Genomic DNA, 18,486 nt, shown 5'->3' with positions numbered 1-18,486 from the left:
TAGAATCGAGGGGATATGGCTACTCCTCACCCCCTCACCACGACCGCCAGCGGTGCCGACGTCCGCGTCCGCTTCTGCCCCTCTCCGACCGGCCTGCCGCACGTCGGCATGGTGCGCACCGCACTCTACAACTGGGCGTACGCCCGCCACACCGGCGGCAAGATGGTGTTCCGCATCGAGGACACCGATGCGGCCCGCGACAGCGAGGAGAGCTTCCGTCAGCTCGTCGACGCGCTCACCTGGCTCAAGATCGACTGGGACGAGGGCGTCGAGGTCGGCGGCCCGCACGAGCCGTACCGCCAGTCGCAGCGCCACGACATCTACCGCGGCGTGATCGACAAGCTCGTCGCGAGCGGCGCCCTCTACGAGAGCTACTCCGACGCCGCCGAGATCGATGCGCGCAACGAGGCCAACGGCCGCGCCAAGCAGCTCGGCTACGACAACTTCGACCGCGACCTCACCGAGGAGCAGAAGGAGGCGTTCCGTGCAGAGGGCCGTCAGCCCGCGCTGCGTCTGCGCGTCCCCGATGAAGACCTCACCTACATCGACCTGATCCGCGGCGAGGTCACCTTCCCGGCCGGCTCTTTCCCCGACTTCGTGGTCGTGCGCCCCAACGGGGTGCCGCTCTACACGTTCGTGAACCCGGTCGACGACGCGCTCATGGGGATCACCCACGTGCTGCGCGGCGAGGACCTCATGCCGTCCACCGCGCGCCAGCTGGCGCTGTACGCGGCTCTCATCGACGCGGGTGTGACGACCTTCGTGCCGCGCTTCGCGCACATGCCGCTCGTGCTGGGGGAGACCGGCAACAAGAAGCTCTCCAAGCGCGACCCGCAGGCCGATCTGTTCCTGCACCGTGACCGCGGCTTCATCCACGAGGGTCTGCTGAACTACCTCGCGCTGCTCGGCTGGTCCATCGGCCCCGACCGCGACGTCTTCTCGCTGGAGGAGTTCACGGCGGCCTTCGACATCGTGAACGTGAACCCGAACCCGGCGCGCTTCGATCAGAAGAAGGCGGAGTCGATCAACGGCGACCACATCCGGATGCTGGATGTGAAGGACTTCGCCGAGCGGACGATCCCGTACCTCGCCGCCGCCGGTCTGTTCGACGAGCCGACGCACGAGCAGCTGGTGCTGGCGTTCCGCGCCGCGCCGCTCGTCCAGGAGCGCGTCCAGTTGCTGGGCGAGGTGCCCGGCATGCTCGGCTTCCTCTTCACCGACGAGATCTCCTACGAGGCCGATGCGCTCAAGGGTCTCCCCGCGAACGCCGCCGAGGTGCTCGACGCGTGCGTCGCCGCGCTCGAGCCGGTCGAGGAGTTCACGCCCGAGAAGATCCAGGACGCCCTCGCGACCGCACTCGTCGAGAACCTGGAGCTCAAGCCGCGCGTCGCCTACGGTCCTCCGCGCGTCGCGATCACGGGCCGCCGTGTGTCTCCGCCGCTGTTCGAGTCGATGGAGCTGCTCGGCAAGGACGAGTCGCTGCGTCGCCTTCGCGCGCTGTCGTCCTCGCTCCAGAGCTGACGACGCGCCCGGGCGGTGTGCCGGAGCGGCCGTTTTGGCGTTCGGCCACCGCTCGGGTAAGCTTGAATCTCGGTGCGAGGCTCAGGTTTCGCCCTTGGGGTATGGTGTAATTGGCAACACGGCTGATTCTGGTTCAGTTGTTCTTGGTTCGAGTCCAGGTACCCCAGCACGATGAAAACCCCCGGTCACCCGGGGGTTTCGTCGTTTCTCGGGCGGGGTCTGATCGCTAAGCTGAGCCGCAGACGAACCGGGGAGTGCTTCATGGATCGCAAGACCATCACGAGCGAGCTGCGCAGGCAGTTCTTCCCGCTGCTCACCGCTGCCGGGTTCGCCCGCATGGGCGACGTGCTCCGACGCGAGCTCGACGGTCCCGTCGTGCACGTCGTGGAGGTGCAGCACCGCCCGCGCAGCGCGGTCTTTCAGATCAACCTCGGCGCCCACCTGCCGGCGCTCGGGGGTGTCGCCGGTGGGGATGCCGTTCCGGTCGCGTCGATGCACGAGTACGACTGCGCGTGGCGCGGTTCGATCGTCTCCGGCTTCCGCAACTCCTCCGACGCCGAGTTCGCGTACGGGCGGACGGATGCCGAGGCGTCCGAGTCCGTCGCCTTCCTGGTGTCGGAGTGGCAGAGGCAGGCGGACGCCTTCTTCGGACCGCTGAGCGACTTCCCCGCCGGCTTCCATGAGCAGGCTCGCCGCTGTTCGGACGGGGATCTCCATCCGGCGCAGCTGCGCACCTGGGTGCGCGTCGCGCTCCTGGTGGGGGATCGGGGGCTGGCGCGTCGGATCGTCGACGTGGCTCTCCCGCGAGTTCCGGAACGGGCGACAGCGTTGCGCGCGGATCTCGAACGGCTCCTCGTCGAGAACGAGGGTCAGGCATGAATCGGGACCGCGCCGTTCCGAACCTGCCGTCGCGGGTCTTCCCGGCGACCAGTCGCTTCTACGGGAGGATGGGCTTCCGCGAGACGTTTCGAGACGACGGCTGGCTGATCCTCGAACGGGGTACGGTCGAGCTCGAGTTCTTCCCGTACCCCGACCTCGAACCGCTGTCGAGCTCGTTCCGCTGCAGCATCCGTGTCGCCGACCTCGACGACCTCTGGGCCGCGGCGACGGGGGCAGGCATTCCCATCGCGCAGACGGGGTTTCCGCGCCTGCACGCGCCCCGGCTGGAGAACTCGGGGCTGCGCATCGCCTATCTCGTCGATCTCGACGGCACGCAGCTGGCTCTGATCGACGACGTCGGTCGGTCGCGTGAACCGTGACAATGGGGTCGTCGGGTGATGAGCGACATCTTCGGTGATCGCAGCCGTCCCGCTCGATAGGATGCGGCGACGAAGTACTTCGTCTCCAGGACCAGGACGGGGCCAGATGAGCAGAAAGACGATTGTCTCCGGGCGTGTCGGAATGCTCGCTCTCGGACTCGCGTGCGGGGCTCTGCTGTTCATCACGACGGGCTGTGCACCCGTCTCTACTGCCGAACGGGTGGGGCCGACGCCTTCTGCGTCGGCATCACCGACGTCTGCACCCGTGCGGTGCGCGGATGACGAGGGCACGGAGCAGGCCGAACCGGTGGATCCGCTTCCCACCGCAGCACCGGAGGTCGACCTGCTGCCGCAGTTGCCGATGGACTCCGAACAGAAGCGGTGGACCTGGGGGCCCGATCGGCCGAAGTTCACATACTGCCATCCGGCCGGAGCACCCGTGATCAACTCGATCGTGGACGACTCGCACGACATCGATGAGACCGCTTTCTACTTCTTCAGGGCTCCGGGGTCCGAAACGCAGCTGCGCAACGTGGATCTTCATGCGGGGGACACGTTCGCGGCCACCGTGTACTTCTGGAACGACGTCGCCGAGAACATCACCGAAGGCGCCACGACGAATGCGCGGATCTCCCTCGACTTTCCACAGTCGGTGACGAGCAATGCGCAGTCGCGTGCGGAGATCTGCGCCGACAATACGATCCCCCGATGCGTGTGGATGACTCTCGCGCTGAGGACTCAGGAGAACGAGACGCTGCAACTGAAGGTGCGCGAGGACTCGGCCGTTATGCAGGTGGGCGGACAGAGTCATCCCGTCGACTGGGAGCGTCTCGTCAGCGCCGAAGGACTTCCCGTCGGGTGCGACGGCTTCGACGGCGTCCTCGACGGCACGAACGCATGCAAAGGCGCGATCGTCTTCGAGGTCGAGGTGGGTGCGCCAGACGCAGAACTGTCTGTCAGCACCTCGACCAGTTCTTACGACAAGAGGATCCGCCCGGGAAGCCAGGTACGCACGACCGTGACCTACTCGAATCCGGCTGACGAGGGCGGAACTGAGCCGCTATACCTCGGAGTCATCTCGTCACCGGGGTTCGAGCACGGATCGGACAAGGTGGAGATCAGCACCTGGGACGCGGAGTCGATGGCATGGAGCAAGTGGGAGGTTCTCACCGGGAAGATCTCGGAGCCGTCGGGATTGCGGTGGATCATCGTCCCCGACAGATACCGGTCGGCCGAGCGCATATCGATAGCCGTCGCTTTGACTGCCAGCACGTCGGAGGACTTCGAGTGCGGGGGCCGATGGGCGGAGGTTCGCGGGTACGCCTCGTACGACGGCGTCGTCCAGATGGTGCCGACGACGCTGACGATCGATGCGATCTGTTGAACGGGGATGGAACGCCGTGCATCGGCGTGCAGGGAGGCCCGCGATGACTCGCCGTCCGTATCGTGAACGTCACATCCGGCTGTCCCCGTCGCGGCTGCTTCGAAAGGGTGTCGAGCAGAAGACAGAACCGGCGGCCCCATGGAAGCAGTTCTTCCATGACGGCAATTGGAGGTTTCAGGCGGGCATCTTCGCGATGGCCTTCCTTGCCCTCCTCTGTGCGGTCATCGCGTTGATCGTCTCGATCGCTTTGACATCCTGGTCCGCAGAGGTGGCGACGGATATCTCCGTCAACGAGCGTCGAAACGCGGCCGATCAACGGTGTGTCGACAGCTTGATCGTCCTCAGGGGAAGCCTCAGCGAGTTGACTGCCGGGTACTCGCTGCGCCCGCTGGACCGCGACTCCAGGCTCCTCGACTGGGGCAAGGCAAAGCAGTCCCTCGATGCGGTCTCACTGGCCTGCAGCTCGGAGGTGATCGGCGAATCCGCGGTCGCCCGCCACTACGCACTCCTCCTCGCCGACTTCGAGGACGAGTATCTACGTGCTCCTTCAGGGGAGTGGGACGGCTGCGCAGCGACGCAGTTGCACGAGTTCGCAGGCATCCTCACGCTGAATGTCCTGGACATCGCCGGGAGCAGCGGACGGCTGCGAGATCTCACCGACTCCGCGCAGACCTGCGCGGGCTGATAGGGGTCGTCGCGCGGCGAGGTCAGCTGAGGTCTGCGAAGAGACCCATCACCTGCGCGCCCATCTCGACCTGCGTCAACACGACGCGGAAGGAACCGTCCGCGTCGACGTAGAAGTCGGTGCCGAGTCCGCCCGACCACCCGTAGCGTCCGCGGCGCGGGCCTTCGGTGTGCACGACGACGCCGAATCCCCACCCCATGCCGTCCCAGAACCCCGGGAAGAAGCTGTCCGGGGTCTTGACCGACGCGGGCACCTGATCGCTGCGCAGCTGCGCAGCCAGGTCTTCGCTCAGGAACGTCTCGTCTCCGATTCGCCCGCTGTTCGCGAGCATCGTCGCGAACGCCGAGTAGTCGGCGGCCGTCGAGACGAGTTCGGCGTGGCTGAGATCGAAGGGGGCGGGCGCCACGTAGAAGCCCGCGCCGGCCGGCTCGATCTCGATCAGGCCCTGCTCGTCATCGTGGCGGTGGGCGGCAGGAAGCCGATGGGCCTTCTCGACCGGGACGGTGAACCCCGTGTCGATCATCCCCAGCGGCTCGAAGACATCGACCGCGAGGTGCTCCTCCAGCGGCCGACCCACGAGGCGGGACAGGAGGATGCCGAGGATGCCGAACGAGTGGTGGTAGCGCCACCCGTGCCCAGGCTCGCACATCAACGGTAGGGTCGCGAGAGCGTCGAGCCAGTCCTGCGCACCGAGCTCGACGGCCTCCTGCCCGGCCTCCGTGCGGTTCGCGACCATCGCGTCGTGCAGAGGACATGGTGTGGTCGTCATTCCGTACCCGGAGGTGTTGGTGAGCAGATGCCTGACGGTGATCGGACCCTCCGCCGCGACGACGTCATCCAGGGGCGACTCCGGGGTGCGGAGCACGCGCCGGTCGCGCAGTTCAGGGAGCCAGTCCTGCACGGCGGCATCCAGGTCGAGACGTCCGTCCTGCACGAGGCGAAGAGCGGCGACGGCGACGACGGGCTTCGTCATCGACTGGATCCGCACGATCGCGTCGGGGGAGAGGTCGCCCGACGAGGTGATCGCGATCGACCCGGAGCGGTCGCCGTCGGCGACGACGATTCCCGGAGCCGTGCCGCGTGCGATGTGGCCATCCAGGGTGTTCTGCAGTTCCGACATCGGTCCTCGTCTCCGTCGCAGTCAGCGACTCCACAGTAGGTGCAACCGCTGACCCGCGGGGTGCCGCTATTTGCACTCTCCGAGGAAGCCCAGGTAGCAGACGGCCTTGTGCGTCACGGCCGGCTTGTCGTCGTTGTTCGACACCTGCCTGGTCGAGACCTCCTCGGTACGGTGGAGGCTGCCCCAACCGCCGAGCGTCGCCACGATGAAGTCTCCCGTGTCCTCGGCCCTCATGCGATCGATCTCGGCGAGGTAGTCACTGCAGAGGGAGGTCGCGGTGTCGGTCAGGGTGACGCCCGCGCAGTTGGCGTCGTACTGCGCCGCCATCGCGTTGATGCAGTCGGTCCAGTCCTGGTCGACCCAGCAGGGGTCCACCGTGTCCATCGTGACGTCGTAGCTTCCGGTCTTGTACTCCTCGCTGTGGAACGTCTCGGGCTGCGCCGCCACGTCGGTCTTGACCCAGTGCCGCGCGGTCACGAGCGCGAAGACCACCACGAGCACGGCGATCAGGATCAGTGCGAACAGGATCGAGAGCGTGACCCAGAGCCCGACGCGCGACTTCTTCGCAGGGGCTTCCGCGGGCGATGCAGCGTAGTCGGGGTACGGAGACGCCGCGGCGTAGGCGGTCGGCTGCTGCGGATCGTGGACGGCGGTGTCGTGGATCGGGAGAGTCTGCTGGACGTCGCCGGGGAAGGGCGCAGGGGGCGCCTCGTACGGCAACGTGGCGGCATGCTGCGGCTCGGGCGACGGCGCAGGCTGCTGCGTCGTCTCAGGGGCGGGCGTCGGCTGCGGAGCCGGTGCAGGCGCGGCAGGCGGGGGCGGGGTCTGCGGGAGCGTGGAGAGCCAGTATCCGTACCAGTTCTGCGCGGATGCCGGATCGGCGACGACGAGCTGGGCGTCGGCGTCCGACAGCTGGATCCCCAGCGCTGCCCGCTGATCGGCGTTCAGGAGTGATGCGCGGAAATCCTCGAAAGACATGGCCATACTCAGGATGATCTCAGACAGGGGACGGCGTGGACAATCCGGCGTGGTCCGAGAATGTCCCCGGCATCCGGAAGAATGCACGGGTGGTCGGAATGAGAAGCTTCTGGAACGCCCTGCCCGTCGAGGGGCGGTGGCTGCTGTCCACCGTCGCGATCCAGACGCTCGGACGTGGGCTCACGCTGCCGTTCACGATCATCTATCTGCACGAGGTGCGCGGGTTCGACCTCGGCTTCTCCGGCGCGCTGATGAGTCTCATCGCCATCACCGGTCTCGTCGTGACGGGGCCGGGAGGCACGCTGATCGACCGCATCGGGGCGAAACGCGTCCTGATCGTCGGGCTTCTCGCCATGATTGCCGGCTGCGTGCTGCTCGCCTTCGCCACCCACCCGGCGGTCGCGACGATCGCGGTCATGCTGATCGGTGTGAACTTCGGCGTCTCGTGGCCCGGATTCAACGCCCTCATCGCAGCCGTCGTCGACGGGGAGGTGCGCCAGCAGTACTTCGGCGTCAACTTCGCCCTCGTCAACCTCGGGATCGGGGTCGGCGGCGTGATCGGCGGTTTCTTCGTGAACGTCGACGACCCGGGCACGTTCACCGCGATCTTCCTCGCCGACGCGCTGTCATGCCTCATCCCGCTCGGCCTGCTGCTGGGCCCGCTGCGCAACGTCCGCACGCACTCGGAAGAGTCCGACGGCGAGGCGAAGTCCGGCGGGTATCGCGAGATACTGCGGCGTCCGGCCGTGCTCTGGCTCACGCTTCTGACGTTCATCTCCGTGTTCATCGGCTACGGCCAGATGGAGGCGGGGTTCCCGGCCTTCGCGCGGCAGGTCTCCGGCGTCTCCACGCAGGTCGTGGGCTTCGCGTTCGCCGTCAACACGGCGGTGATCGTGCTGCTGCAGTTCGCGGTGCTCAAGCTCATCAACGGCAGGCGACGCACCCGCGTGATGCAGGTGATGGCGCTGATCTGGGCGGCGTCCTGGATCATCCTCGGCGCCACGGGCTTCCTCCCCGGTACGCTCGCGGCGGCGATCGGAGTGATCGCATACATGGGGGTCTTCGCGTTCGGCGAGACCATGCTGCAGCCGACCGTCCCCGCGATCTACAACGACCTCGCCAGCGACAGGACGCGCGGACGCTACAACGCGATCAACGCGGCGGCGTTCCAGGGCGGCGCGATCACGGGGCCTCTCGTCGCCGGGGTCATGCTCGGTGAGGGGCTGGACGGCTGGTTCATCGGCGTGATGGTCGCCGGCGCGTTGATCGTCTGCCTCCTCGCGCTCGCGCTCGAGCGGGTCGTTCCGCAGGCGGCGAACGGCGTGACCGTCGACTCGTGACGGAGATCAGCCGATCCAGGGTCGAGTGAAACCGAGGACGCGTTCGCCGTCGGCATCCGCCAGCGAGGTGCTCACGAAGGCGGTCGCACTGGGTGAGGTCTGGGTGCGGAACCGGAAGTCCTGCGCGGTCGCCGCGTCGGCGATCGCGACCGCGGCGCTCTCCGCGGACTGCGCGTTGGCGAACGCACCCGTGGAGCGCGCGATGTACGCGGCGAGCAGCGGAGTGTACGGGCCCGCATCCGAAGGCCGTTCCACATTCGCGACGAACTCGCTCGCGACCGCCGCCGGCTCGATGACCCCGACCTGGACGCCGAACCGCTCGGCGACCACCGCGAGGGACTGCATGAAGCCCTCGACCGCGAACTTCGCGCCGCAGTAAGCGTCGGCGAACGGCTGCCCTACGGCGCCCCCGACGCTCGTCACCGTGAGGATCCTCCCTCGACCGCGCTCGCGCATGCCGGGGAGCACCAGCTTGGTGAGGTTGACCGGCGCCAGGTAGTTGACCTCGAGCTGGGAACGGATCTGCGACATGGGCAGCAGCTCCGCGGTGCCGACGTTGCCCTGGCCTGCGTTGTTGATGAGCAGGTCGATGTGCCCGTGGTCGCGCGTCACGGCGTCGACGAGCTCTGCGGCGGCGGCATGGTCGACGACGTCGAGTGCGCGGATGTCGAGGTCGACACCCGCGGCGGCTGCAGCGGCGCGAAGACGATCCGATCGTCCGGTGTCGCGCAGGGTCGCGACGACCTGCAGCCCTCGTTTCGCGAGTTCGACGGCGGTGAACAGGCCCATGCCTGAGGAGGTTCCGGTGATGAGGGCGACGTCGGTCATCCGCACAAACTAGCACCGCAGCCGATGGCGGCCCAGGGGAGGTCCGATGAACCGTCTGAACGAGGTGCCGTGCTCCGGCATCCGCTGATCTCCATCGTTCGGACGATGGGGGAGAGGTCGGCCCGGAATAGGCTTCGCGTATGCCTCTCGAATCCCTGTTCCTCCGCCTGGACCGCATCGCGGGCGGGCGTCAGGCCGGCTACGCGATCGACGAGGGGGACCGGACGCACCCTCGGACGCGACGCGCGTTCACCTGGATCATCTGGCTGCTCGTCGTCGAGCTGGTGCTCGGGGTGGGGGCCGTGGTCGTGGCACTGATCCTCGCGACGCAGGGCGAGCCCGTGCCGTTCTCGGTGTGGATGCGCACGCTGGTCGTGCTCGCGATGACGGCGACCCTGTTCTACTTCGCATGGCGGGCGTCGCTCGGATGGCGCTGGGCGTATCTGCGTCTGAGGCTGTTCGCCCAGATCTTCCCCGTGATCACCCTGGTGCTGGCGGCGATACCCGGCCTGTACCCGCTGTGGATGGTGACCGAGCAGATCGTGTTCAGTCTGATCATGATCGGCATCGCCGACTTCCTCACGAGTGATCACATGCGCGCGGTCTTCGCCGCACCCGAGAAGCGCGGCGCCTAGCACGACCTCTCGCTGCGCGCCACGCCCTTCACGGCGCCCGGGAAGACGGGGCAAGGTCGACCGGAGGAGCTCGGGCGGAGGGAGCGCGCATGGTCACGCTGGTGCGGGTCGTGCCTGGAGAGGACCCCGGGTTCCGCAGAGTGCGTGCGGGGCGCGGGTTCCGCTATCTCGACGCGCAGGGCGAAGCGGCGGGGGATGAGGATCGCACGCGCATCCGCGAGCTCGTGATCCCGCCGGCCTGGACGGACGTCTGGATCGCCGCCGACGCGCACGCCCACATCCAGGCGGTGGGCGTCGACGACGCGGGACGGCGGCAGTATCTCTACCACCCGCTGTGGCGCACCCGCCGTGATCGTCGCAAGTTCTCCCGAGCGCTGATGCTGGCCGAGGCGCTGCCGCTCGCGAGACGGCGCGCGACCGGGGCTCTGCGGGCCGAGGGTCTCACGCGCGAGCGTGCGCTTGCCGTCGCGTTCCGCCTGCTCGACGACGCGGCGCTGCGCATCGGGTCGGAGCGCTATCTGAGAACGCACGGAAGCCGAGGGCTCAGCACCCTGCAGCGGCGGGACGTGCGGGTGGACGGCGCGAGGGTGTCTCTCAGCTTCCCCGCGAAGAGCGGTCGGGTAGCGGCGATCGAGGTCGACGACGCCGACCTCGCGGACGCGATCGAGGAGTTCTCCGCCGGATCGCCGCGCTCGGCGCTGCTCGCCTATCGCAAGGGGCGTCGACGCGTCAGGATCACGTCAGGCGAGATCAACAGCTACCTGCGGGAGATCGCCGGCGCCGCATACTCGGCGAAGGACTTCCGCACGCTCCACGGCACGATCCTCGCCGCGGACGCTCTCGCGAGGATCGGGGTGCTCGACGCGCGTCAGGAGCGACGACGGGCCGAGAGGCTCGCCGTGCAGGCGACGGCCGGAGCGCTCGGAAACACCGTCGCGGTGGCGCGGGGGAGCTACATCGACCCGCGGGTGTTCCGAGAGTACGCGCGCGGCAGGACGCTCGACCTGTCGGTGGCACCAGAGACGGCGATACGCCGGCTCCTCGGCTGATGCGCGTCGGGCCGGTCGTCGCACGATATGCGACGACCGGCCCGACGGAGCGGATGCCGCGACTCAGCTCTCGCGAGGGTACGTGTAGAAGCCCTCGCCGGTGGCGATGCCCAGCTTGCCCTTGTCGATGTACTGCTCCTTGAGCAGGTCTGCGAAGCGCTGCTGCTTCTCTCCGCCCATTCGGGAGATGTTGTACGCGGTCGTGAGGCCCACGATGTCGTAGATCTCGAACGGCCCCTTCGGAGCCCCTGTCCCGATGCGCCAGGTGGCGTCGATCGCGGCGGGCTCGGCGATCCCGTCGATGAGAAGCTCCGCGCCCGCCTGCAGGAACGGCACCAGGAGCGAGTTCAGCAGGTAGCCCGCCTTCTCCTTCTTGATCTCGATCGGGACCATGCCGATCTGCGCGGCGAACTCGACGACCTCGGCGTAGACGGCGGGGTCGGTCGCGGGGGTCCCCATGACCTCCGCCGTGTTGTGGGCCCAGATCTCATTGGCGAAGTGGAGGGCGAGGAACCGGTCGGGGCGTCCTGTCGAGTCCACGATGTCGCTGGGCAACAGCGTCGAGGAGTTGGTCGCGAAGATCGTCTTCGCGGGGGCGGTCTCGGCGAGGGTGCGGTAGATGCCCTGCTTGAGCTCCAGGTTCTCGGGAACGGCCTCGATGATCAGGTCCGCGTCGCGCGCCGCGTCGGCGAGATCCGAGGAGAGCCGGATGCGGCTGATCGCAGCCTCGGCGCCGCCGTCGGCCGCTCCCGCGACGCCGTCGGCGGTGTAGCGGGCGGCGAGGCCGCGGAACCGGTCGGCCGCGCGGTCGAGCGCAGGCTGATCGATGTCGTAGGCGACGACGTCGAATCCGTGGAAGGCGGTCTGGAACGCGATCTGCGATCCGAGCACGCCGGTGCCGAGAACGGTGATGTTCTTCATTTCTCTTCCTTCTGTTGCGACCTCGTGGGTCTCTGGGGCGGCCGTGTCGGCCGGAGTTCAGGCGTCGCCTCGATCGAATCGCTCGAGGTCGTGCGCGAAGCGGGACACCTCGGCATCCGTCCAGCGGGCGAGGTGCTGGTCGATGATCTGCTGGAGGGCTTCGAGGGTGCCGCGATACGCATCCATCCCCTCGGGTGTGAGCTCGAGCGGGCGCCCTCGGCCGGACGGAGGAGCGGTGTCGCGCACGATGCCGAGCGCGATGAGTCCGGCCAGCTGGCGTGACACCGTCGAGCGGTTCAAGCGGAACATCTTGGCGATGTCGATCGAGCGGATGCCGGGGCGCTCGGCGATGGCCATCACGATCGACTGATCGGTGATCGAGAGCGGGGCGTCGCCGAAGCTCGCATCGACCAGACCGCGGCGGGAGATCGCGACGAGGCTGCGCAGGACCGTCGCACTGTCGTTCTCCCTGGTGTCCATATCGACCTCCTGTTGTCTTATGCAACACTATGCCCGTATGTTGCATTCCGCAACCGACGGATTGTCGCAGGACCGCGACAGGACTGCGACAGCGGCGCGACCACGAGCGGTGCTCTCGTTCGTACGCTGGAGGCATGACCACACCTGCTGCGCCGGTACCGCCCGCCGCCCCCCAGAACCCCGCCGTCCCGCCGCCCCGACCGACCAACGGTCTCGCCATCGCGACCCTTGTCCTCGGTATCTGCGGGTTCGCGATCCTCCCGGTGATCCTCGGGCACATCGCCCTCCGTCAGATCCGCGAGCGCGGGGAAGCCGGCGCCGGTCTCGCGATCACCGGACTGGTGCTGGGCTACCTCGCGGTCGCCGGCTGGATCATCGTCGGCATCATCGCCGCCGTCGCGATCGCGGGAGGAATAGCCTCCGGCGTCAGATGACAGGATGGAGGCATGGACACAGCCAACCTCACCCGCGAGGAGACCGCAGCGCGATCCGCAGCGGTCACCGTGCGCAGCATCCGCGTCGAACTCGACCTCACCGGAGCGCCGGAGCGCGCCCGCACCGGATTCCCGACGAGGACGGTCGTCGAGTTCGAGGCGAAGACGGGGGAGACCTGGCTGGACTTCATCGGGGAGTCCGTCGATCGTGTCGAGCTCAACGGCGGCGAGGTGGACGTCGACTTCGACGGCGCGCGCATCCGACTGCGTGGTCTCTCTTCGACGAACGTCGTGATCGTCGACGCCGTCGGCGCCTACAGCCGCTCCGGGGAGGGGATGCATCGTTTCCACGACCCCGTCGACCAGCACACCTACCTCTACACGCAGTACGAGCCGGCCGACTCCCGTCGTGTCATGGCGTGCTTCGAGCAGCCCGACATGAAGGCGTCCTACACGTTCGTGGTGGACGCTCCAGCGGGGTGGGAGGTGCTGTCGAATCAGTCCCCGGCGAAGGTCGACGTCGGCGTCGGCGTCCAGCGCGTCGAGTTCGCTCCGACCCTTCCGATCTCCAGCTACATCACGTCCGTGGCCGCCGGTCCTTACGCGCGCGTCGACGGCGAATGGGCTCGCGACGATCAGCGCATCGAGCTGGGGGTCTTCGCGCGCCGCTCGCTCGCACAGCACCTCGAATCGGACGAGATCCTCGAGATCACGCGGCAGGGGCTCGACTTCTTCACCGACGCGTTCGCGTACCCGTACCCCTGGGGCAAGTACGACCAGATCTTCGTGCCCGAGTACAACCTCGGCGCGATGGAGAACCCCGGCCTCGTCACCTTCACCGAGTCGTATCTCTCCCGCGGGGCCGCGACGGACGCGCAGCGCGCGGCTCGCGCCAACACGATCCTCCACGAGATGGCGCACATGTGGTTCGGCGATCTCGTCACCATGAAGTGGTGGGACGACCTGTGGCTCAAGGAGTCCTTCGCCGATTACATGGGCTCCCATGCCTCGGCCGCCGCCACCCGGTTCCACGACGCCTGGGTGAAGTTCGCCGCCAATCGCAAGGCGTGGGCGTACCAGCAGGACCAGCTGCCGACCACGCATCCGATCGTGGCCGACATCACCGATCTGGAAGCGGCGAAGCTGAACTTCGACGGCATCACCTACGCCAAGGGCGCTGCGGTGCTCAAGCAGCTGGTCGCCTTCGTCGGTGACGACGCGTTCTTCGAGGGTGCGCGCAGGTACTTCGCCGTAAACGCCTTCGGCAATACGACGCTCGACGACTTCCTCGTGCAGCTGAGCGATGTGTCAGGGCGCGACATGAGGGGATGGTCTCGCGCGTGGCTGGAGACGTCCGGCGTGTCGACGCTCCACCTCGAGACCGACGCCGACGGACGCAGGGTGCTCGTGCAGAGCGATGCGCGCCCGCATCGCCTTCGTGTCGGGGCGTACGGCTGGAGGGACGGCCGACTGGTGCGGACCGGGCAGACGGCGCTCGACATCGCCGAGGAGCGCACGCCCTTCGAGCTGCCGGCTGCGGAGCTCGTCATCGTGAACGACGACGACCTGACCTATGCGAAGGTTCGGCTCGACGAGAAGTCGCTCGCGACCGTCGCATCCTCGCTGTCCTCCGTGGAGGATCCCCTCGCGAGGGCGCTCCTCTGGTCGTCGCTGTGGAATGCGACGCGAGACGGCGAACTGGATGCCGCCCGCTACCTGGCGATCGTGCGTGATCATGCCCCCGGTGAGCCCAACGTCGGACTCCTTGCCGGGATCCTCGCCAACGCGGCGTTCGCCCTCCGCCATTTCGTCTCGGATGCGCGTCGCGATGAGGAGCAGCGCGCATGGACCGAGTGCACGTGGCGCACGATGAGCGCGGCCGACGCGGGAAGCGACGCGCAGCTCTCATGGGCACGAGCGCTCGCGGCGGCATCCGTACTGGACGACGCCCGTCACGTCGAGGTGCGCGCGATGCTGGACGGCGAGTCCCCGGAGGGCCTGACGATCGATCCCGACCTACGCTGGCAGCTGCTCATGGCACTGGCGGCCACGGGGCACGCCACCGCAGACGACATCGCCGCCGAAGAGCAGCGCGACGACACGGGGAGCGGCCGTACGGCGGGGCGACGTGCGCTGGCATCCCGTCCGAGCGCCTCGGTGCGCGCAGCCGCCTGGGATGCGGCCTGGAACGATCTGACCCTCAGCAACGATCATCTCGATGCGTCGATCGGCGGGTTCCGTGCCGGTGGGCGCCGCGACCTCATCGCAGAGTTCGACGAGGAGTTCTTCTCCCGCATCGCCGATGCATGGCGTACCCGCAGCATCGAGCTCGCCCAGCGGCTCGTGGTCGGACTGTTCCCCGCGACGGAATCCCTCGACCTCGTCGACGCCTGGCTCGCACAGAACGAGGACGCGCCGGCGGCGCTGACCCGGATCGTCGTGGAGCAGAGAGACCACCTCGCCCGCGACCTGCGGGTACGGGCGGCGCAGAGCTAGACGGGCGACACGTCCATCCCCATGACTGTGCGAACGATCCAGGGGTGGGCGTGATCGTCAGCGATGTGCGTCATGCCGAGGTTCTCCGCGACTCCGCGGGACGCGTCGTTGTCAGGATGGATGATCGCGGTCAGCACGCCGGGCGCGAACTCCTGACGGAACAGCTCGACGCACGCGAGAGCGGCTTCCGTCGCGTATCCCTTGCGCTGCTGATCCCTGCGGACGTGATACCCCACCTCGCGGACGGGCACCGCGTTGTACGACTGCCAGGTGATCCCGCAGTCGCCGATGAACGCGCCGTCGTGCGTCTCGACGATCCAGAGCGCATGTCCGTGCTCCGCGTACCCGAGCTGCATCCGCTCGATCCAGTCGAGGGACTCGGCACGGCTCTTCGGCGCCGGGTAGAACGACATGACCTCAGGGTCTCCCAGCAGCGCCGCCATGTCGTCGAGATCGTCGAGTTCCATCTCACGGAATCGCAACCGCGTCGTCGGAGCCGGCAGAAGACGTCTGACGCTCACAGGTCGAGGGACTCGCCCGGCTCGAGCACGAAGAACTCGCCGCCGTTCTGCTCGGTCGCCCACTGCAGGCGCTGCCGGTGCATGGTCTTCCCCGCGACCGAGAGGGTCATGTCGTGGGTGCCGAAGGCGCGACGGGGCTTCACGGCCAGGACGTAGTCCATCGCCTCGCCGATCTTCAGCCAGGGGGCACCCAGCGGCGCGGCCAGAGTGCCCACCTCGACGCCCTCCGGGATCGCGTAGGAGTCGCCGGGGTAGTAGAAGTCGTCGTTCACGAGGACTCCGACGTTCTCGACGAGGGGTAGGGAGGAGTGGATCACCTCGTGCCGTCCGCCGAAGAACCTGAGCGTGAACTGTCCTGCCTGGACGGTGTCGCCCGGAGCCACCTCGGTGATCTCGTAGCCGTCCGCGGCTCGTGCGACGCCGGAGGGAGCGAAGATCGGCGTTCCCGGTGCGGCGCGCAGGATGCGATCGAGGTGCTCGGGCGTCCAATGGTCTGGATGCTCGTGGGTGACCACCACGGCGACGAGATCACCGAGGTCGTCGAGGGGAGCGGTGAACGAGCCCGGATCGACCAGGAGGGTCTCGCCGTTCTCGTCTATGCGGAGGGTGGCATGTTCGTACTTCGTGACGCGCATGGGATGAGTCAACTCCTGTTCCGCGTCGGGGGCAAACCGGATTCGCGAGCGTGCGCCACGCCCGGGAATCTGGTCGGTGCGGCCCCGATTTGGCGACGCGAGAATCGTCGTGGCATACTTGAACAGTTGTCGCGGGACGGAAACGCTCCGCAAGACGGCCCCATCGTATAGCGGCCTAGTACGCCGCCCTCTCACGGCGGTAACGCGGGTTCGAATCCCGCTGGGGTCACACAACACACGAAAGCCCTCGGTTCTCCGAGGGCTTTCGTCGTCTCCGGGTGGTGTGCTCCTGCGTCGGTCTCTTCTCCGTCCGGGTGGGCGTCGTCGCGTGACGGGGATGCCGTGGCGCTTCACGCCGCCGTGGGGCGGAGCGACAGGGCACGGAACAGCGGATTGCGCAGCGGCAGGATCATCAGCGCCATCATCCCTCCGCCGAAGAGGGCGAACGGCAGCCACAGGGCCGACGACGACGCGATCAGCCCGAAGACGGCCATGGCGAGCGGCATCAGGCAGTCGTCGCCGAGCCGCGTCAGCGAGCTCATGCGGCCGAGATAGGCCGTGTCGACGGTCGCCGAGAACGTCGCGCTGAGCAGGACGGAGGCGTACCCCGCAGTGCATCCGATCACGAACGCGGCCGCGGCGACCGACCACAGCGGGCCGAGGCCCAGAGCGATGATCGCCGCGCCCTGCACGACGAGCGCCCAGAACCCGCCCCGCGCCTCTTTGCGCGGTCGCCAGCGTGCCACCGAGATCGCGCCGAGCGCGGCGCCGAGTCCGAGGAGCGCCTCGAAGAGCCCCACCGCCTGTGCACCCCAGTGCTGCTCGTGGGCGCGCAGAGCGAGTCCGATGCCGACGGCGGGGCCGACGGCCAGATTCAGACCGGAGAGCGCCAGCACCAGGGTGCGGGTCGTCGCGTTCTGCCCCAGGTGGGCGAAGCCCTGAGCGATGCCGCGCAGCGCCGACTCCCTGGGCGCTCGAGCGAGGGCGAAGCGCGGCCGCAGCCAGATCGCGATGAACGCGACGACGAGTGTGAAGGTGAGCGCGTTCGCCGTCGCGCTCCCGCCGAGCCCGGCGTGCGCCACCAGCACGCCGCCCGCCGCGGCGCCCGCCATCGTGCCGAGGCGGGAGGCGGTCTGCGCCACGGCGCCGTACGCAGGCAGATCCGATGGCCGCACGAGCTGCCGCGCGATGGTGCCAGCCGACGGCTCGTAGAAGGCGTCGCACACCCCGAACGCGATGGCAGCGAACAGCAGCACGGCGATGGAAGGAGGTTCCGCCAGGACCCACAGGGCGACCGCGATCAGCACGACGACGCGCAGCGCGTTGAACAGCATCATCACTCTCCGCGCGTTCGCCCTGTCTGCGAGCACGCCGCCGAAGACCAGGACGAGCGCGCGCGGCACCGTGCCCGCGGCGACGACGAGCCCTGCGACGGCGGGAGAGGCGATCTGCACGGCCGTCCATGCGAGGGCGATGCTCCACAGCGCGTCTCCGGCGTCGGAGAGGGCTTTGACGCCGATCCAGGCGTGAACGCGGGCGTCGCGCCGGAACTCGGGAGGTTCGACGAGCTGGCGAGGCTCTGCCGTGGTCATCAGGGCTCCGTGGGGAATGCGTGGGCGAAGAAGAAGACCGGCGTGCGCTCCTGGCCGTCGTCGAGGTCGATCGACTCCTGCCACTCCCGCAGCGTCGTGAGCAGCCTGGCACTCAGATCGCGAAGTTCGTCAGGTGAGGCCCACGCCGTCGTCTCGGTGTTCGAGCCGTCGTAGGCGGCCATCGCGGGATCGCCGTGCCTGCGATGCCAGCGCTGCAGGCGTTCGATCTGCATGCGGATGCCCTGGCGCTGCGCCTCGCGAGCGAGGAGGGCGTCGGCGGGGGAGTCGGCGAAGTCATCCGCCGACCACGTCAGCCCTCTGCGCGCGAGCTTCCACCAGCTGGTCCGCCTGTCGCCGGTCGGGTCGTCCGCACGTTCCACGACTCCTGCGCGCTCGAGCATCCGGAGGTGGTGGCTGATGCTGCCCACCTGGCTGTGGAGCGTGCGGGCCAGCGTCGTGACCTGAGACGCCCCGTAGAGCAGCAGATAGTCGTAGATGCGCCGGCGCAGCGGGTGATGCACGGCGGTGATCACGGAGATGTCTTCCACGGGATGCAACGCTAGAGGCGGATGCAGAGATGCACAAGACTTCTTGTATACCCCGGAAAG

At 68.1% G+C, this 18,486-nt stretch carries 19 protein-coding genes and 2 tRNA genes; 12 read left to right on the top strand and 9 right to left on the bottom strand.

Going from position 1 to position 18,486, the window contains the following annotated elements; all coding sequences use genetic code 11:
* The first annotated feature begins 15 nt into the window (after window positions 1-15).
* The 6 genes from gltX (at window position 16) to LC438_RS10485 (ending at window position 4,849) form a co-directional block, all read left to right on the top strand.
* Complete coding sequence (gene gltX, locus LC438_RS10510) at window positions 16-1,521, top strand: glutamate--tRNA ligase (RefSeq protein ID WP_223586520.1); 1,506 nt, start codon at window positions 16-18, stop codon at window positions 1,519-1,521.
* 95 nt (window positions 1,522-1,616) lie between these two features.
* Window positions 1,617-1,688, top strand: a tRNA-Gln gene (locus LC438_RS10505).
* Window positions 1,689-1,782: 94 nt separating this feature from the next.
* Window positions 1,783-2,400, top strand: a complete 618-nt coding sequence (locus LC438_RS10500; RefSeq protein WP_223586519.1) for a DUF4304 domain-containing protein — start codon at window positions 1,783-1,785, stop codon at window positions 2,398-2,400.
* Window positions 2,397-2,780, top strand: coding sequence for a bleomycin resistance protein (locus LC438_RS10495; RefSeq protein ID WP_223586518.1), 384 nt, complete (start codon window positions 2,397-2,399; stop codon window positions 2,778-2,780). Before LC438_RS10500 ends, LC438_RS10495 begins: the two co-directional genes overlap by 4 nt.
* Before the next feature lie 454 nt (window positions 2,781-3,234).
* On the top strand, window positions 3,235-4,164 hold the full coding sequence (locus tag LC438_RS10490) for a hypothetical protein (RefSeq protein ID WP_223586517.1): 930 nt from the start codon (window positions 3,235-3,237) through the stop codon (window positions 4,162-4,164).
* A gap of 43 nt (window positions 4,165-4,207) precedes the next feature.
* Window positions 4,208-4,849 carry a hypothetical protein gene (locus tag LC438_RS10485; protein ID WP_105673301.1) on the top strand — a complete coding sequence of 214 codons (642 nt, stop codon included), beginning with the start codon at window positions 4,208-4,210 and terminating at the stop codon, window positions 4,847-4,849.
* A gap of 22 nt (window positions 4,850-4,871) precedes the next feature.
* Here the strand turns inward: LC438_RS10485 and LC438_RS10480 are convergent, their stop codons facing one another.
* Entirely contained in the window at window positions 4,872-5,969 is a 1,098-nt protein-coding gene (locus LC438_RS10480) for a serine hydrolase (protein WP_223586516.1), read from the bottom strand.
* Between the two features lie 66 nt (window positions 5,970-6,035).
* Window positions 6,036-6,947, bottom strand: a complete 912-nt coding sequence (locus tag LC438_RS10475) for a hypothetical protein (protein WP_223586515.1) — start codon at window positions 6,945-6,947, stop codon at window positions 6,036-6,038.
* Between the two features lie 98 nt (window positions 6,948-7,045).
* On the opposite strand from LC438_RS10475, the gene LC438_RS10470 reads away from it, so the two are divergent.
* Window positions 7,046-8,287 (top strand): MFS transporter, encoded by a 1,242-nt coding sequence (locus LC438_RS10470; protein WP_223587466.1) that lies wholly within the window; start codon window positions 7,046-7,048, stop codon window positions 8,285-8,287.
* Window positions 8,288-8,293: 6 nt separating this feature from the next.
* Here the strand turns inward: LC438_RS10470 and LC438_RS10465 are convergent, their stop codons facing one another.
* Complete coding sequence (locus LC438_RS10465; RefSeq protein ID WP_223586514.1) at window positions 8,294-9,115, bottom strand: SDR family NAD(P)-dependent oxidoreductase; 822 nt, start codon at window positions 9,113-9,115, stop codon at window positions 8,294-8,296.
* Window positions 9,116-9,255: 140 nt separating this feature from the next.
* Between LC438_RS10465 and LC438_RS10460 the strand changes: the two genes are divergently transcribed.
* A complete protein-coding gene (locus LC438_RS10460; protein ID WP_105673305.1) occupies window positions 9,256-9,750 on the top strand; it encodes a hypothetical protein in 495 nt (164 codons plus the stop codon).
* An 89-nt stretch (window positions 9,751-9,839) separates the two neighbouring features.
* Entirely contained in the window at window positions 9,840-10,799 is a 960-nt protein-coding gene (locus LC438_RS10455) for a DNA topoisomerase IB (RefSeq protein WP_223586513.1), read from the top strand.
* A gap of 63 nt (window positions 10,800-10,862) precedes the next feature.
* Here LC438_RS10455 and LC438_RS10450 read toward each other — a convergent pair whose 3' ends face one another.
* Both LC438_RS10450 and LC438_RS10445 read right to left on the bottom strand, forming a co-directional pair.
* Entirely contained in the window at window positions 10,863-11,720 is an 858-nt protein-coding gene (locus LC438_RS10450) for a 3-hydroxyacyl-CoA dehydrogenase (RefSeq protein ID WP_223586512.1), read from the bottom strand.
* 57 nt (window positions 11,721-11,777) lie between these two features.
* Window positions 11,778-12,200 carry a MarR family winged helix-turn-helix transcriptional regulator gene (locus tag LC438_RS10445; protein WP_223586511.1) on the bottom strand — a complete coding sequence of 141 codons (423 nt, stop codon included), beginning with the start codon at window positions 12,198-12,200 and terminating at the stop codon, window positions 11,778-11,780.
* A 134-nt stretch (window positions 12,201-12,334) separates the two neighbouring features.
* Between LC438_RS10445 and LC438_RS10440 the strand changes: the two genes are divergently transcribed.
* Entirely contained in the window at window positions 12,335-12,634 is a 300-nt protein-coding gene (locus tag LC438_RS10440) for a DUF4190 domain-containing protein (protein WP_223586510.1), read from the top strand.
* Between the two features lie 12 nt (window positions 12,635-12,646).
* On the top strand, window positions 12,647-15,130 hold the full coding sequence (gene pepN / locus LC438_RS10435) for an aminopeptidase N (RefSeq protein WP_223586509.1): 2,484 nt from the start codon (window positions 12,647-12,649) through the stop codon (window positions 15,128-15,130).
* Here the strand turns inward: pepN and LC438_RS10430 are convergent.
* Window positions 15,127-15,651 carry a GNAT family N-acetyltransferase gene (locus LC438_RS10430; protein ID WP_223586508.1) on the bottom strand — a complete coding sequence of 175 codons (525 nt, stop codon included), beginning with the start codon at window positions 15,649-15,651 and terminating at the stop codon, window positions 15,127-15,129. The genes pepN and LC438_RS10430 overlap by 4 nt on opposite strands.
* Window positions 15,648-16,286: an MBL fold metallo-hydrolase gene (locus tag LC438_RS10425; protein ID WP_105673312.1), complete on the bottom strand. Its 639-nt coding sequence runs from the start codon at window positions 16,284-16,286 to the stop codon at window positions 15,648-15,650. The genes LC438_RS10430 and LC438_RS10425 overlap by 4 nt, the downstream gene beginning before the upstream one ends.
* 156 nt (window positions 16,287-16,442) lie before the next feature.
* On the opposite strand from LC438_RS10425, the gene LC438_RS10420 reads away from it, so the two are divergent.
* Window positions 16,443-16,515, top strand: a tRNA-Glu gene (locus LC438_RS10420).
* 121 nt (window positions 16,516-16,636) lie between these two features.
* Here LC438_RS10420 and LC438_RS10415 read toward each other — a convergent pair.
* Together LC438_RS10415 and LC438_RS10410 are read right to left on the bottom strand one after the other, a co-directional pair.
* The gene (locus LC438_RS10415) at window positions 16,637-17,878 is read right to left on the bottom strand and encodes an MFS transporter (RefSeq protein WP_223586507.1); all 1,242 of its coding nucleotides are present in this window, start codon (window positions 17,876-17,878) and stop codon (window positions 16,637-16,639) included.
* Complete coding sequence (locus tag LC438_RS10410) at window positions 17,878-18,426, bottom strand: helix-turn-helix domain-containing protein (protein WP_223586506.1); 549 nt, start codon at window positions 18,424-18,426, stop codon at window positions 17,878-17,880. The genes LC438_RS10415 and LC438_RS10410 overlap by 1 nt, the downstream gene beginning before the upstream one ends.
* Between the last annotated feature and the right edge of the window lie 60 nt (window positions 18,427-18,486).

Source organism: Microbacterium sp. OVT16B (assembly GCF_019969705.1).
Lineage (GTDB): Bacteria > Actinomycetota > Actinomycetes > Actinomycetales > Microbacteriaceae > Microbacterium > Microbacterium natoriense.
The sequence above is the reverse complement of the archived record's forward strand: the minus strand, read 5'-3'. Positions and strand labels throughout refer to the sequence as shown.